The sequence below is a fragment of the Pelovirga sp. C15f genome, assembly GCF_057178085.1.
Genome location: NZ_JBXUCV010000001.1, coordinates 171145 through 186734, shown reverse-complemented (window position 1 = coordinate 186734; position 15590 = coordinate 171145). Strand labels below are relative to the sequence as shown.

The window sequence follows — 15590 nt, the reverse complement described above, 5'->3', positions numbered from 1 at the left end:
ATCAGTCCTGACGGATCTGGTTGAGCAGATCCCAAAATCCCGGAAAGGACGTTTCAGTGCAGGCAGTGCCTTCAATTGTCACCGTCCCGGCAGCGACCAGTGACGCAATCGCCATGCTCATGGCGATGCGGTGGTCTCCATAGGAGGTCACCTCGCCACCATTCAAATGACCGGTACCGACAATCCGCATGCCGTCAGACAAGGGCTCTAATCGTCCACCGAGTTGATTCATACAGCTGCAGACCGCCTCGATGCGGTCGGTTTCCTTGACGCGCAACTCAGCAGCATCACGAATCACTGTCACGCCGGCGGCAAAGGTTGCTGCAACGCTGATCACTGGAAACTCATCGATCGCCCGCGGCACCAGCTCACCGCTGATTTCTACCCCGGTTAAGGAGCTGGTTTTGACCAGCAGGTCGGCTACCGGCTCACCACAATCCTCACGTTCGTTGAGCAGTTCAATCGATCCACCCATCAGGCGTAAAATATCGATAATGCCGCTGCGGGTCGGGTTGATCCCGACATTCTTCAGAAACAGTTCGGAGTCAGGAACGATCAGGCCGGCAACCAGAAAAAAGGCCGCCGAAGAAATATCTCCGGGCACGACCAGGTCGCGCCCCTCAAGCTCGACTGGTCCCGTGACCCGCGCGCCGCCGTGGAAAGACTCCAGGGGGACCCCGAAATAACGCAGCATGCGCTCACTGTGATCACGTGACAGGTGAGGTTCAAATACTGTGGTTGTGCCCGGTGCCTGCATTCCAGCCAGCAACACTGCCGATTTCACCTGGGCACTGGCAATCGCAGAAGAATAGTCAATCGGCTTCAGAGCACCGCCGACAATCGCCAGGGGGGCACGGTTATGCTGATCGCGTCCGTAGATGTGGGCGCCCATCAGGGTTAAAGGTTCAACGATGCGACGCATCGGGCGCTTGCGCAGATACTGATCACCGGTCAGCACCGAAAAAAACGGCTGCGCGGCAAGGATCCCGCTGATCAGGCGCATGGTGGTACCGGAATTGCCGCAATCAATCACATTGGCGGGCTCTTGAAGTCCGCCCAGCCCGACCCCATTGACACACAGACAGGTACTGTCGCGGTCATCAATCTGCACCCCCAGAGCACGAAAAGCGTTCAGGGTGGCGTGGCAATCTTCCCCCTGCAACAGGCCGCTGATCCGGCTCCGGCCGCGCGCCAGGGAGGAGAACATCAACGCCCGGTGTGAAATTGACTTGTCCCCCGGCACCCGAACCTCTCCTCGTAAGCCCATGGTTGCCGTCAGGGTTCTTTTTTCCAGTTTCTCCATGTCGATCTTCCTTCGTTACAGGTAACCATCCAGTCCGTCATTGCCACCGGGTCGGGGGCGCTGAACAGATAGTAACGACGACTAGAGTATAGCGTCGCGCATCTGCTTGGAGCGCTGAAAGAATTCATACAGTTTGTCGCCGTCACCCGCAGCTACATCGGCTTTGAGTTCGGCAAAAAACACCTCGAATTGCTCCATCATCTCTAATAACGCATCCCGATTGGTCTCGGCAATATCACGCCACATGGTCGGATCAGAGGAGGCAATGCGGGTAAAGTCACGAAAGCCCCCGGCAGAATATTCAAGAATGTTCTCCTCGTAATGATCATAAGAGCCAACCGCGTTGACCAGGGAATAAGCGACCATGTGCGGCAGATGGCTGATCGCTGCCAGAATCCGATCGTGCTTGTCCATCGGCATCTTAACAACGGTACTTCCGGCCAGCTGCCACATCCGCTCAACCAGATCAAGAGCCTGCGGATCGGTTTTTGGCGTTGGTGTCAAAATACAACGCTTGCCATGGTAGAGGCTTGAAAATGCTGCTTCAGCTCCACTCTGTTCGGTACCGGCAATGGGATGGCCGGGAACGAAATGGATAGAATCAGGCAACAGCGGTTCGATACTGCGCACAACCTCAGCCTTGACACTGCCGCCATCAGTAATAACAGCCCCCGGCTTGATAGCCGGCAGGCATTGCGCAATGACCGTTGCCAGGGTTTTCACCGGTGTCGCAAGAAAGATCAGGTCGGCATCTGCAACCGCTTCTAGCGGATCGCGGGTATAACGATCAATAATTCCGAGTTCCAATGCTTTTTCGAGATTTGGTTTGCCGCGACCACAGCCAGTCACCTCACCGACAACACCGGCTTTTTTTAACGCCAACGCCAATGAGCCACCAATCAGACCAACCCCCATGATCGCCATGCGCGGAAACAGCAAGGACCCAGACATCAGCCAATCTCCGACTGCGCGGCACCAATATGAGCCTGCGGATAGGAACCGAGAATCTTGAGAAAGTGACAGTGAGGGCGCAATTCCTCGATAGCTGCTGCGATCTGTTCATCATCACAGTGTCCCATCAGGTCGAGGAAGAAGACATATTCCCAGGCCTTTTGTTTCATCGGACGACTTTCGATCTTGGTCAGATTGATCTGGCGCTTGCTGAAAGGCTCAAGCATCCGGTACAAAATCCCCGGTTCATCCTTGATACTGAACATGATCGAGGTCTTGTCATCCCCGCCCTTGCCCGGCGATTTTTTTCCGACGACAAGAAAACGGGTGAAGTTATGCGGATTATCCTCAATCCTGGCCTTAACCACCTGCAGTCCATAATGCGCAGCGGCAGCCGAGCTGGCAATCGCGGCTGCACTCTCATCCTCGGCCACCATCTGCGCCGCAGCGGCAGTGCTCGATACATCCACCAGGGGAACATCCGGCAGATTGGTTTCCAGCCAGTGACGACATTGGGCCAGGGGCTGAGGGTGGGAAATAATCTTGGTAATCTGCTCGATACTCCCTGACTTCGATAACAGATGATGGGATATCTCCAGCATGATTTCGGCGATAATTTTCAACTCCGAATTGATGAACATATCCAGGGTATGGTTAACCACCCCCTCGGTGGAATTTTCAACCGGGATGACCCCGTAATGGGCCCGCCCACGCTCAACCTCTTCAAACACAGCGGGAATACTCTTAAGCGGCACCAGCGCCGCCGACAAACCGAATTGCTGCATCGCCGCCTGATGGGTAAATGTTGTCTGGGGCCCCAGGAAAGCCACCTGCAGAGGCATTTCCATATTCAGCGAGGCAGAAATAATCTCACGAAAGACCTTACGTACCGCGTCATTCGGGAAGGGCCCCGGATTCCCCCCGGTCAGGCGCTCGTAAATTTTCTTTTCCCGGCTGGGCACATAAAAAAGGTCATCGTTGCGTTCCTTGAGGTGTCCGACATCAAGAACAACCCCGGCACGCTGATTGAGCAATTCAAGCAGCTGATCGTCGATCCGGTCAATCTGTTCCCTGAGTTTTTGAAGTTTGTCAGCTCTGGTCATCATTCAATCCATTTACGCTGGTCAGCACAGTTAAGCTTAAACACGGGAGCTGCAATGTAGCCCAAAGATCGCTGGAAATCAATTTACCGCAACCAGAAAGTGAAGGCGGATCCATCTTGACCAGGCGCTTCCGTGCAGTTACACTCCGGCAGTCAAAAAAACAGCAACCCTTTTTAAGCAACAAGACAAAGGATACTCACCATGCCCGTTGCCGCCAAAGTAAAAAAATGCCTGGAAGGTTCTTCCTGGATCCGCAAGATGTTCGAGGAAGGTGATCGCTTGCGTAAAGAACGTGGAGCGGAGAATATTTTTGATTTCACCCTCGGCAACCCGACCATGGAACCACCGCAGGAACTGCATCAGGAACTGCAGAAAATTGCCGCTACGCCGATCCCCGGCATGCACCGTTACATGAACAATGCCGGTTATGAAGAAACGCGGGCAGCAGTGGCTGAGGTCATCGCGGAAAAATGCGCACTACCGGTAAGCGCAGCCCACATTGTCATGACCTGCGGCGCGGGAGCGGCACTGAACGTCGTTATGAAGACCCTACTGAATCCCGGAGATGAGGTTATCATCTTAAGCCCCTATTTTGTCGAGTACAATTTTTACATCGACAACCATGGTGGTGTTCCAGTCGTGGTACCCACCCTCCCCGACTTCCAACCGGATGTGAACGCCATCTCCGCAGCCATCACCGCACGCACCAAAGCCATCATTATCAACTCCCCCAACAATCCGACCGGGGTTATTTATCCCTTGGCGGTTCTAAAAGAAATCGGCCAACTGCTGGCTGACAAAGAACAGGAACTCGGTACCACTATTGTCGCTGTTTCCGATGAACCCTATGCCCGCATCAGTTTCGGTGAAGAGGTTCCCTGCATCTTTGCGGCCATCACCAATGCCGTTATCGTTACTTCCCACTCCAAGGATCTGGCCCTGCCGGGTGATCGTATCGGTTATCTGGCCGCGTCACCGACCCTGAAAGATGTCAACCTGTTTATGCAGGGCGCGATTTTTGCCAACCGCGTCCTGGGCTTTGTCAACGCCCCGGCGCTGATGCAGCGGCTGGTCACCCGTCTGCAGCGGGTCAGCGTTGATGTTGAGCAATACCGGATCAAGCGCGACCTGCTCTACAACAAACTCATCGAGCTGGGCTTTGAGGTGGTCAAGCCCGGCGGCGGCTTTTACCTGTTTCCCCGCTCACCCCTGCCCGATGAGATCGAATTTATCCGCCGTGCCCAACAGCACGGTATTCTGCTGGTTCCCGGCAGCGGCTTTGGCGCGCCCGGCTTTTTCCGCATCGCTTATTGTGTTGAGAATGACATGATCAAGCGCAGCCTGCCGGCCTGGGAAAAACTGGCGTCTGAATTGGGGATGGTTACCGGCTGACGAAGTTGAAACGGTACAGCCGGCGCTAATGCACAACTTAATGCATAACAAGCTCAGGCATTAGCGCTAGCGTACCGATGCTACCGAAACCCTGAAAACAACGCCGCGGTTGCATAACAAAAACCACCCCGTTCCAGGGTGGTTTTTGTGTATTGAGTAGCGACCGGCTGTCTGATCACGCCTGATATAATCGCTCGACCTCCGCCCAATTGATGACGTTGAAGAAGGCGCTGACGTAATCAGCCCGCCGGTTCTGGTAGTGCAGATAATAGGCATGCTCCCAGACATCCAGACCCAGGATCGGTTTATTGCCGCTCATCAGCGGGCTATCCTGGTTCGGTGTACTTTCAATAACCAGTTTCCCCTGTGGGTTGCGACTCAGCCAGGCCCAGCCACTGCCGAAACGGGTCATCGCCGCCTGGCTGAAGGCCTCTTTGAACTTGTCGAAACCACCCAGTTCCTGGGCGATGGCGGCGTCCAGGGCGCCTCCCGGCTTGCCGCCGCCATCCGGGCTGAGCAGTGTCCAGAACAGGCTGTGATTCGCGTGACCGCCGCCGTTGTTGCGCACGGCGGTCCGGACGTTTTCGGGCACATCGTCCAGGCGCGTGATCAGATCATTGACCGGCAGATCGGCCAACGATGAGCCTTCCAGCGCCTTGTTGACATTGGTGATGTAGGCCTGGTGATGTTTGGTATGGTGGATTTCCATGGTTCGGCCATCGATGTGCGGTTCCAGGGCTGTATAGCTGTAAGGAAGTTCGGGTAAAGTGTAAGACATAAACGACTCCTCTTAAATGCGAAGCAGAGCTGTTTTTCCAGGCCGATGCGGTCGACGCAGCCGACCCGCCAACTCCGTGTTTGCGGTTACGGCGCCGCCTGTCGTGCCCTTCGGGGGTCGCAGGCAACGCGCTGGCCTGCCGCCCGGTCTGCACCAGAACAAGGTTGGATCTTCGACATCTGGTGGTCTGTAAATATCTCCAGCTGCGGCAGCGCTGCCGCCACCTCAGGGAGCTGACAATTAAATCCATAATGCCGAAGATCTCCTTTCGTGGCTGTCCACCGCCCATCAGGTGGTACCGGTCAGCGAGACCTTCTCCGTATATGGCTTGCGCCATAAGTAAATTCTACTCTATTCTGGTTTGCAGATGTAAGTAGGGGAGCTGGATTTTGTGTTTGGTGGGATGGTAGTAAAAAGCCGAGCGGGATTTGACAGACGTGTCCCGGCAGAAAATGGCACTTCGCTCTCGGCAGGATCTCCCCCTCCAGGAGGACAAAAACAATGGTCTACCAAAATATATAGGGCGATTTTTACCCTCAAAAATCGCCCTATAGACTATTTTTTACTGCGAAAAATGGCAATTTTCTTCTTTATTTCAAATATCTGCTCAAGTGAACCCGCGGGACAACCGAGACAATGTCCCCTCGGTTTTGCTGGCTAATGCCAATGTTCAGTGGGCCCAAGCACGCAGCATGCGCAAAAGGCCACGCAGTGTCTGGGGTCCGCTGGAGCTATTTTCAGCGCATTCACCAAGACAGGGTTTTGACCGAAGGATCAAACAACAACCCCATTACAAGGTCGGGGCTACCCATTTCCACCCCATCGATGAAATCATCAGATGTAAGTCCTGCCGCCTGCGAACATGCTGCGCAAGCAATCACGGTGCCACCGTCCTTGATAAAGGCAGTGATCATATCCTGAATAGACTGATCACTTTCCCTCATTAACCCATGAACGTGAGAAGGACGCTTTTTATCGGCCAAATAGATACCCCGGACATTGAGCCAAATAGCTACGGGCTTATGGCCACGTTTCAGCACTTTCTCGTGAGCGAACATAATGGCCTTTGCTGCTGCCCAGGTGTCATCAGTCGTCAGATTGACGAATAGCCCACCTTTTGACTCATCAGCGTGAGCCACGGAAATAGACATTACCGCAAAAACCAGGACAAGAGCCTTCACTGCCGATTTCATAGTTTTCATGTTTCCTCTCTTTTGGAAATGGTGCGTTCAGCACTGTTGGGATTTGATGGGAAGTTTCGGCGTCGTTTGCGCCAACGCTCCACATCATCTCTGTATCAACTTCTCCCCTAATCTTTTTGCCTTTGCCTTTAAGGGTGACGAAATCTCTTTTGACTTTCTGGTTCCCGGTTTAGCTATTGTTCCCACTATCTTGTACCCCCCGTAGTGCAGCACCTCCCTGACCGCTCTTATGGCTCCCCTGCTCTCGGCAAGAATGAAATTGAAGGGCCAGGGGGTCGTACATGCTGTCACAACTACGGCCCGCTTCCCTTTCTGCCTGGGCTGTGGTACGCCCCCTGGGCTTTCTCCCATAAATACCGGAACATTACGGTCAAAAAGAAGTTTCAGCGGTGCACTCATGTTACCCCAGTGTGTCGGAGTTCCAATGATCAAGACATCAGCTTCTTGAATTTTATTTCCCACGATGTGCGCATCATCTTCAGGCAAAATGCATGTATCTTTCTCTCGGCAGACCATACAGGTTGTGCAATATGTCATATTGAGTTTAGATACATCAATCCATTCAACTTTATGTTCGCCTGATAAAGGCTCGGTTACATATTCAAGGAGCGAAGCGACCGTTCCACTCTCCCGATAGCTGCCGTTCAGCACTAATATGTTCATTTTTTATTCTTTCTTCCAGCGGTTCATGATAACCGGCGGCGACGCGAACTTGCGTTATCCACCGCAATTTTGTTTTGTTTTTGGAGAAGACACTTCGCGATTGCTGTCCGGTTGAGTAAAAGCCTAAAGCAATTAAGTTGTTATGCCTTTTTAAACAGATCTACTTTCCAGTAACTCTCGTAAGGGTAGAGGAAGATAGCTTCTAACTTTTTTATTTATTCTTTTTTCGTTTTTTTGCCAAAATATACCAAGGTAAATTATTGATAAACCAATGGCCGTTAAGGCGATCGGAAATAACCAACTGTCCTTAAATACCTCATCGGCGAGGTGACCTAAATAAACTGAGCAACCAATAGCGCCGAAAACAACGAAAACCCTGCGAACAATTGCCACTCCAACTCCGACAAGCATCAGATTTATGCAAAAAAATATAAATTTTGAAAGTTCAGAGTCAGAATGCTGGGATGTCATTCCCCCCCAAAAAGTCATGACTCCAAATAAATAGAGCCAAAAAGCATAATCACCTGATTTTGATGACCGGATATCTACCCAAAAGGCTAAAAGAGTCATTGCTAGACCGAAATACATTGAAACTAGTGCACGGAATTCAAAGTCTGGCCTGTCACCCACTAACATTACAGCAATATCCATGGACATATACCAAAGTGTCACTGCTATAGGCATTAGTAGAAATGGATACCGGTAAACCCAGGCAATGGTAACCCCAACAGCCAAAGTTCCAAATTCTAAAAAGATCCAGTGCCATTTTATGTATCGATGATACTCACGATAAGTAGAATCATCAGGCCACCAACCCATTGCTTGTTGTAGACCATATATCGCTAATGGCGTCAGTGCCACCAGGAAGGTTGCACAAATGCCTGCCGGTATTATGTGCCCTTTTTTCTTGAAGTTTTCAGTGAGTTTTATGCCAACCCCTGCGTAAAGAAGAGAGATGAAGAAAATCCCCCAACCTCCAAATTTTTCCCAACCTAGATTCATAAATAGGGTCATTGCACCAATTGCAATCAACCCGCCCATGTAATAAAGGACATGAGTAAAATCGAAACTTGGTCCAGAGGCAGGAAGTGATTTGAAAAAATTGAAAAGGTTGTCAGCCTGCTTTTGAGAAATGATTTCTTCCGCTACGGCTAATTCAAGTTTTTTCTTTGATAATTTCATTTTTCCCCACAAAAGATCATCGGTATTTATGATTTATAGAATCATAACGGAGTGGCCTTGGAGCCGTGCCCGAAGGGCATCGGTCTCCAAAGGCTGGTTCGTCCGCCTGCGGACGGACTAGCCGAACGGCTCACAGGCCACCACGTTCACTCCGACCGCAGGTCGGGCCCTCTCACAAATCACCAATGCCTGAAACAAAAAACGCCACCGACCGGCATACTGCCGACACGGTAGCGTTTGATCTTCAGTGTGATGTTATCCTCATCCTCAGCCCCCCTGAAAATGCAACTATGATTTGATACCTTATCAGTCAGAGGATGTCAATTCTTGCTGCCGTTGACCTTCCTCCCCGTTGTGACACAGCGACGATTTATCCGGTGAAGTAAAAATAACCGTCACGGTACTACGTTCCGGGCCTTTATCACCGAGTCAACAAGCCAAATCTCCTGGCGAGCGGTAGCGAGAGGGGGCGCTTTTTGCCTTTCGTGAAAAAAGGCAGTGACCTGCCACTTTCATCTGTCGATGAGAAAGACACCGCCCTGTGCGCACCACAAGTCGCCCCACGCCAGAGGAAAGCTCTTTTGAGCGTTTGCCAAAAGTATGGCGGCGTGCGGGACCACGATCCCGCGACCTTGGTGTTGGTGTTGATCTCAAACAATCAGGCGGCGGATGCGTCGCCCCTAGCGTTCGGAGAACATTCGATCCGCCACCTGATCTGCCGGACAGATCTCCCCGCTCGGACTGACATAACGCACTTCACAACATAGATCAAAGCCGATCTGCTCACGGATTTCTGCACGAATCCGGGAGATCAGCCTGAGCACATCGGCCGAGGAAGCTCCACCCTGGTTGACAATGAAGTTGGCATGTTGTCGCGACACCTCGGCAGCACCGCAACGCAACCCTTTCAGACCCGCCTCTTCAATGATCTTCCCCGGCGGCCCGACACTGGCATGCATGGCACTGGTGCTTAAAAATACCGAACCGCAGTTGGGCAGTTTGCGCGGAAACTTGCGCCGGCGTTCGCGCAGGTCAACCAGCATCTCCCGGCGGATATCCGCAAGATGTCCCGCAGGGCATTCCAGTTCAACCTCAACAACTACCGCGCCTCGCTTCTGCAGGGCGCTGTGACGATAATCAAACTGACATTCAGCCGCACTTAACTGATGGATGCTCGCGTCCCGGTCAACGACAGTGACCCGGACGATATGTTCACCGATGCCACGCCGGTGGCTGCCGCCGTTCATCAGGACCAGCCCCCCCAGGGTTCCCGGAATGCCGATACAATGTTCAAGCCCGCTCAGTCCGGCCCGCATGGCAAGGCGTGCCAGCTGCGGCACCCAGGCCCCTCCACCGGCGACAATACGCGTTCCGGCAATATCAATGTGATCCATGTGCGCGCCGATTTTCATCACCACTCCACGAACACCGACATCATCAAACAACAGATTCGTCCCCTGCCCGATCACCACCAACGGCAGGTGGTGTTCCCGCACAAAGCGGATGACGGCTACCACCTGATTCGAATTTTCCGGCTCGACAAACAGATCCGCCAGCCCACCGATCTGCCAGCTGTTATGACGTGACAGTGGCTCGTCAACAGCGACCTGCCCGGCACCTGCTGCCAGCAGTTCCTGAAATCTAACGGCCTGGTGTGGTGACATTATCCCTGACCTCCGGCCCGACAAAAATCAACAACCTGTAATTGGACCTTGGTATTGCCCCGCCACTCATTCAGTTGTGGCCGATAGAGAATATCCAGTTCTCCGGCACATTCAGCTAAACGCTCACCACAACCAAAAGCAATGGCGCTCACTCTGAACCCTTGTTGTTCAACGTCAAACTTGAGGTGTTTTTCGGCAACCAGGGTGCAATTTTTTACAGTACAGCGACAGCTTAAAAAAAGCGGTTGCGGGTTACCAACCCCAAAGGGCTCCAACGCTTTAAGTTCCGCGACCGCAGCAACGCTCCACTGATCAAGGCGGTATTCTCCATCATAGTCAATGGAGGGAGTACAGGTTTCATCCGTCAACTGTGCCTGTGCCACCTGCTCAAAACGCTGGGAAAAATCCGCAACCTGCTGTTCCGCGATGGTCAAGCCAGCCGCCATGGTATGTCCGCCAAAGCCCTCCAGCAAGTCACCACAGCCTTTAAGCGCCCGGTAGAGATCAAAACCCTTGATGGAGCGGCCAGAGCCCTTCCCCACCCCGTTTTCCAGCGCAATCAGAAAGGTCGGACGGTGGTAGCGTTCCACCAGACGGCTGGCGACAATCCCGATCACTCCCGAATGCCAGTCGCTGTCGGCCAGCACAATGGATCGACGATCCTGCGGATCGGCTTCGACACGGACAATGGCATCTGCCAGCACCTTCTTTTCAAGGGCCTGGCGCTCCCGGTTGAATTGATCCAGCTGATGCGCTACGGTTTGAGCATCTGTGCCCGCCTCGCCGAGCAGTAATTTCACTCCAAGGGCAGCATCTTCCAGACGCCCTGCCGCATTAAGCCGTGGAGCCAACTGAAAGCCGACACTTCCGCTGGTGACTGTCGTAACGCCGGAAACCTCTTTTAAAGCAGCAACGCCGCGACGCTCTCCCTGTTCAAGCAACCGCAACCCGGTTCTGACCAGAATGCGATTGACTCCGGTCAAGGGCGCGATATCGGCAATTGTCCCCAGCGCTACCAGGTCAAGAGAATGGCGCAGATCAGGTTCGGCTTGATTATCAAAATAACCGCCGGCGCGCAAACGTTTGCGCAGAGCGATCAGCAGCATAAAAGCGACCCCAACGCCGGCCAGTTGGATATAAGGATAACGATTTGCCGGTAATTGCGGATTAACCACAGCAATCGCCGGCGGCAGGGTATCGCCCGGTTGATGGTGATCGGTAATAATCAGGTCAATTCCCAGATCCTGAGCCAGCAGCGCTTCGTTGTGGGCACTGATACCGCAATCGACGGATACCATCAGTCGACAGCCGTCCCTGGCGATCTGACGAATGGCATCGGCAGATAAACCATAGCCATCCTTTAAACGTAAGGGGATATGATAATCGACCTGGCCGCCAAAAGCGCGAAGCACTTCCACCAGCAACGCACAACCGCTGATGCCATCGACATCGTAATCGCCATGTATACTGATTTTTTCACCGGATTTAAGGGCAATCTCCAGGCGTCGAGAGGCCTTGTCGAGGTCCGGCAACAGCTCGGGATCTGGCAGCGCTGCCAGCACCGGGTGCAAAAACAGGTGTGCCTCAGCAGCGGTGACATAACCGCGCTGACAGAGGATAGTTGCGAGCAGGGTGCTGACCTGTAACGACTCAGCCAATGGCTGCACCATCAGTGGATCGGGGGGAGTGGCCCGTGATATCCAACGGCGTTGGCGGACAGGCTGCATAACGAACCTTAGAAAAGTTAGTCCCCGCTCCGCGCACAACGGATCGGGGACTTTACAAAGCTGGAGGGAATCTAGGAACGCGGCGCCTCAGGCATCGGCGGATGATTCTTCATGAAATCGACTTCCGTGCGAATCTGTTCAACATTACCACCGGGATTCAACTCTAGAAAACTCTCCCATGCCGCGATCGCTTTGGGGAAATCCTGCAGATCATAGCGGTAAACCACTCCCAGGTTATAGCGGCTTTGCACATGATTTGGATCAAGCTCGGCGGCGCGCTGAAAATTACTGACGGCGCGATCATACCAACCGACGCGACGAAACATGGTACCCTGATCGGTTAACACATTAGGGTCATCAGGGCCAAGTCCAAGGGCCTTATCATAAGCCTCTATGGCTTTAATCGGCTGATCTGCCCCGAAATAATTGTTTCCAAGCTGCACCCAGGCGTTGCGGTTTTCAGGATCACGCGCAACAATTCCTTCAAGGGTGGTAATCTGCTGCTGATAATTCACCACTGGAACCCCCGCTGCAGAGGGAGGTGCTCCGCCGGCGGCTGCAGGTTGTGACGTGTCACGTTGCCAGTTCGAATAGATTACCCCGCCAAATACTCCAATAATCAACGCTATAACGATAAAAACAATGGTTTCTTTCTTCATTGCTGCTCCACTTGCTAGTGACTGCGCAAAAATCAGGCCCGCTTAGCCGCTTTTTTCTGCCACAACAGCAGCAACGGGCTGGCGACAAAGATGGAGGAGTAAGTACCTACCAAAATACCGACAAGCATGGCGAAGGCAAAGTTATGAATAACCCCGCCACCCAGGACAAACAACGACAGGACCACCAACAGGGTTGTTCCTGACGTGATAATGGTACGGGAAAGGGTTTCATTGATACTGCGATTGAGGATAAAGGTGAAGCTTTCCTTGTTGTGTTTACCGAGATTCTCACGAATACGGTCATAGACAATGATCGTGTCGTTCAGGGAATAACCGATAATCGCCAGGAATGCAGCAATAATGGGCAGATCGATCTCCTTGGCGAAGATACTGAACATGCCCAGGGTAATCACCACATCATGCAGCAACGCAACTATGGCACCAACCGCAAAACGAAATTCAAAGCGCCAGGAGATGTACGCCAGAATACCGATCATGGCATAGAAGATAGCCCACATTCCCTTGTTACGTAGATCCTTGCCAACCTGAGGACCAACCATCTCCACCCGGCGCACCTCCACCTGTCCGGCACCGTATGATTGTTCGAGGGTTTCCGTAATCAATACTGAAATTCCCTGCAATTCACCGCTTGACCGCTCAACACGAACAAGAAATTCATTGCTGCCTTCACCAAAGCGTTGAACAACCGGATCGCCCAGATCAACACTGCCGAGAGCATCGTTGATTTCTGCTGCATCGGTCGGGCGCTCGAACTGCACCTGAACCAGGGTACCACCGGCAAAATCGATCCCGTAATGGGGACCGCCGTGGCGAATTAGGGATGCAAAACCGGCCAGGATAAGCACCAGTGAGATAATTAATGCCAACTTGCGTTTGCCGATAAAATCGATATTGATGTCCGGCTTAATGAGTTGCATGCCGTCTTTCTCCTTATATACTCAACCGCTTGATGTTGCGGTTTTTCAAGTAAAAATCAAAGATGAAACGGGAAACAAAAATCGCCGTGAACAACGAAGCGATAATCCCGATCGAGAGAGTAACGGCAAATCCACGCACCGGACCGGTACCAAACTGGAAGAGTACCAGGGCGGCCAGCAGGGTCGTCAGGTTGGCGTCGATAATGGTTGAAAAAGCTTTGCTGTAGCCTGATTCAACGGCCAGTTTGGGAGCTCTCCCCAGCGCCAACTCCTCGCGGATACGCTCAAAGATCAGCACATTGGCATCTACCGCCATACCTACAGTCAGGACAATGCCGGCCAATCCAGGCAGCGTCAGGGTTGCGCCGAACATGGACAACAGGGCGGCGATAAAAAACAGGTTCATTACCAGAGCGCTGATAGCGATCAAACCGGACAGCTGATAATAGACGATGACCACCACCAGCACCAGCAGTGCGCCAACCCAGATCGATTTGATTCCGCTATCGATGGAATCCTGTCCCAAAGAAGGCCCGACGGTACGATTTTCAAGAATTTCAACCGGTGCCGGCAGCGATCCTGCACGCAGGACGATGGCCAGATCGGTCGCCTGCTGGGAGGTAAAAGAACCGGAAATCTGGGCGCTGCCGCCGGAAATCCGCTCACGGATCACCGGCGCCGAATAGACCGTATCGTCAAGCACAATGGCCATGCGACGGCCAACGTTGGCAGCGGTGATCTGATCGAAGCGACGTGCGCCGACGGCGTTAAAATCGATCGACACATAGGGCTCATTAAAACGTGAGTCAATCCGCACATTGGCGTCAGCCAGCAGATCGCCGGTGAGAACCGTCTGCTTCGACACCACCAGGGGGATTTCCGTCTCTACCCCGGTAGCCCGGTTGGTGCTGCGCTCATACAGCAGTTGCCCGCCTTCCGGCACTCGACCAGCCACAGCATCCTGGATATTGGCTGTTTCATCGACCATTTTGAATTCAAGGCGCGCGGTTTTACCCAACAGGGAAATCGCGCGGTCAGGTTCGGCGACCCCCGGCAACTGGATAAGAATCCGGTTTCCGGTCTGACGCTGCAACGTCGGCTCGCTGACGCCAAATTGGTCAACCCGGTTACGCATGGTTTCCAGGGCCTGGCGAACCGCATAATCCTTGATACTTTCAATTTCTTCATCACTCAAGCGAAAATGCTTTTCGATGTATCCACCAGCGCCGGTGATGGTAGCAGGTTCCAGTGCCGGAAACTCGCTCATCATCAGAGTCTCAACCTTGCGTCCTTCATCTTCATCGTAGACCTGGACAACCAGCCGATCCCCCTGTCTGCGCTCTATCCGTTTGTAGATGATATCTTCTTCTTTCAAACGGATATCGGTCTGGTCGATGATCGTATCAACGCGGCTTTCAACGGCCTTGTCAACATCGACACCAAGCACCAGATGCATCCCCCCCTGCAGATCCAATCCCAGCTGTATCGGCCCGAAAGTTTCCGGCCACCATGACGGCACATCGCCGCGCAACAGTGTTGGGACAAGTGCAAACAGTGACAGAAGCAGGCAGAATATAATCACCAGGCCTCGTGTATTAAGACTATTAGACATCTGTGTCGTATCTCCCTTGAGTAATTACAACTTAAATACTCACTATTTCATCCATCTGAATCGCAAATGGAGGCGCAACTCTTTTTTTTAAAAGCGCACGAGTTACTGGCGTACCTCGGTAATAGACCCACGGTTCAATTTAATTTTAACGCCGTTGGCAATCTCAAGGGTAACGACTGCATCTTCAACGGCAGTAATCTTGCCATGGATGCCGCCGGCCGTGACCACAGATTCTCCAGATTTCAAGTTGGAAATCAGTTCACGGTGCTGCTTGGCGCGCTTCTGCTGCGGACGGATGAGCAGAAAATAAAAGATGGCAAACATAGCGACCAGCATAATGATGCCGGAGTATGGGTTGCCTTGCTGAGCGGCGCCTTCGGCCATTGCGTATGCATTTGATGTCATGTTGTTCTCCT

Annotated in this window: 14 protein-coding genes; 1 reads left to right on the top strand and 13 read right to left on the bottom strand. The window is 52.8% G+C overall.

All coding sequences use genetic code 11. The features are described from left to right. Window position 1 precedes the first annotated feature (1 nt). The 3 genes from aroA to pheA all read right to left on the bottom strand — a co-directional run bounded on the left by aroA (window position 2) and on the right by pheA (window position 3357). Window positions 2-1294 (bottom strand): 3-phosphoshikimate 1-carboxyvinyltransferase, encoded by a 1293-nt coding sequence (gene aroA, locus AC1931_RS00890; protein ID WP_483876150.1) that lies wholly within the window; start codon window positions 1292-1294, stop codon window positions 2-4. A 90-nt stretch (window positions 1295-1384) separates the two neighbouring features. Beyond that, complete coding sequence (locus AC1931_RS00885; protein ID WP_483875343.1) at window positions 1385-2254, bottom strand: prephenate dehydrogenase; 870 nt, start codon at window positions 2252-2254, stop codon at window positions 1385-1387. Beyond that, window positions 2254-3357 carry a prephenate dehydratase gene (gene pheA, locus AC1931_RS00880; RefSeq protein ID WP_483876149.1) on the bottom strand — a complete coding sequence of 368 codons (1104 nt, stop codon included), beginning with the start codon at window positions 3355-3357 and terminating at the stop codon, window positions 2254-2256. The genes AC1931_RS00885 and pheA overlap by 1 nt, the downstream gene beginning before the upstream one ends. A 201-nt stretch (window positions 3358-3558) precedes the next feature. Between pheA and AC1931_RS00875 the strand changes: the two genes are divergently transcribed. Beyond that, window positions 3559-4749 carry a pyridoxal phosphate-dependent aminotransferase gene (locus AC1931_RS00875; protein WP_483875342.1) on the top strand — a complete coding sequence of 397 codons (1191 nt, stop codon included), beginning with the start codon at window positions 3559-3561 and terminating at the stop codon, window positions 4747-4749. A 175-nt stretch (window positions 4750-4924) separates the two neighbouring features. Here the strand turns inward: AC1931_RS00875 and AC1931_RS00870 are convergent, their stop codons facing one another. The 10 genes from AC1931_RS00870 to yajC form a co-directional block, all read right to left on the bottom strand. Further along, window positions 4925-5527 (bottom strand): superoxide dismutase, encoded by a 603-nt coding sequence (locus AC1931_RS00870; RefSeq protein ID WP_483875341.1) that lies wholly within the window; start codon window positions 5525-5527, stop codon window positions 4925-4927. Window positions 5528-6273: 746 nt separating this feature from the next. Continuing rightward, window positions 6274-6729, bottom strand: coding sequence for a DsrE family protein (locus AC1931_RS00865; protein ID WP_483875340.1), 456 nt, complete (start codon window positions 6727-6729; stop codon window positions 6274-6276). Window positions 6730-6813: 84 nt separating this feature from the next. Next, window positions 6814-7392, bottom strand: coding sequence for a flavodoxin family protein (locus tag AC1931_RS00860; RefSeq protein WP_483875339.1), 579 nt, complete (start codon window positions 7390-7392; stop codon window positions 6814-6816). Window positions 7393-7542: 150 nt separating this feature from the next. Further along, window positions 7543-8574: a hypothetical protein gene (locus AC1931_RS00855; protein WP_483875338.1), complete on the bottom strand. Its 1032-nt coding sequence runs from the start codon at window positions 8572-8574 to the stop codon at window positions 7543-7545. Window positions 8575-9254: 680 nt separating this feature from the next. After that, a complete protein-coding gene (gene murB / locus AC1931_RS00850) occupies window positions 9255-10238 on the bottom strand; it encodes a UDP-N-acetylmuramate dehydrogenase (protein ID WP_483875337.1) in 984 nt (327 codons plus the stop codon). Beyond that, complete coding sequence (gene recJ / locus AC1931_RS00845) at window positions 10238-11965, bottom strand: single-stranded-DNA-specific exonuclease RecJ (protein ID WP_483875336.1); 1728 nt, start codon at window positions 11963-11965, stop codon at window positions 10238-10240. The genes murB and recJ overlap by 1 nt, the downstream gene beginning before the upstream one ends. A 71-nt stretch (window positions 11966-12036) precedes the next feature. Next, window positions 12037-12624, bottom strand: a complete 588-nt coding sequence (locus tag AC1931_RS00840; RefSeq protein ID WP_483875335.1) for a tetratricopeptide repeat protein — start codon at window positions 12622-12624, stop codon at window positions 12037-12039. 32 nt (window positions 12625-12656) lie between these two features. Next, the gene (gene secF / locus AC1931_RS00835; RefSeq protein WP_483875334.1) at window positions 12657-13562 is read right to left on the bottom strand and encodes a protein translocase subunit SecF; all 906 of its coding nucleotides are present in this window, start codon (window positions 13560-13562) and stop codon (window positions 12657-12659) included. Window positions 13563-13575: 13 nt separating this feature from the next. Beyond that, entirely contained in the window at window positions 13576-15174 is a 1599-nt protein-coding gene (gene secD, locus AC1931_RS00830) for a protein translocase subunit SecD (protein ID WP_483875333.1), read from the bottom strand. Window positions 15175-15276: 102 nt separating this feature from the next. After that, entirely contained in the window at window positions 15277-15579 is a 303-nt protein-coding gene (gene yajC, locus AC1931_RS00825) for a preprotein translocase subunit YajC (protein ID WP_483875332.1), read from the bottom strand. Between the last annotated feature and the right edge of the window lie 11 nt (window positions 15580-15590).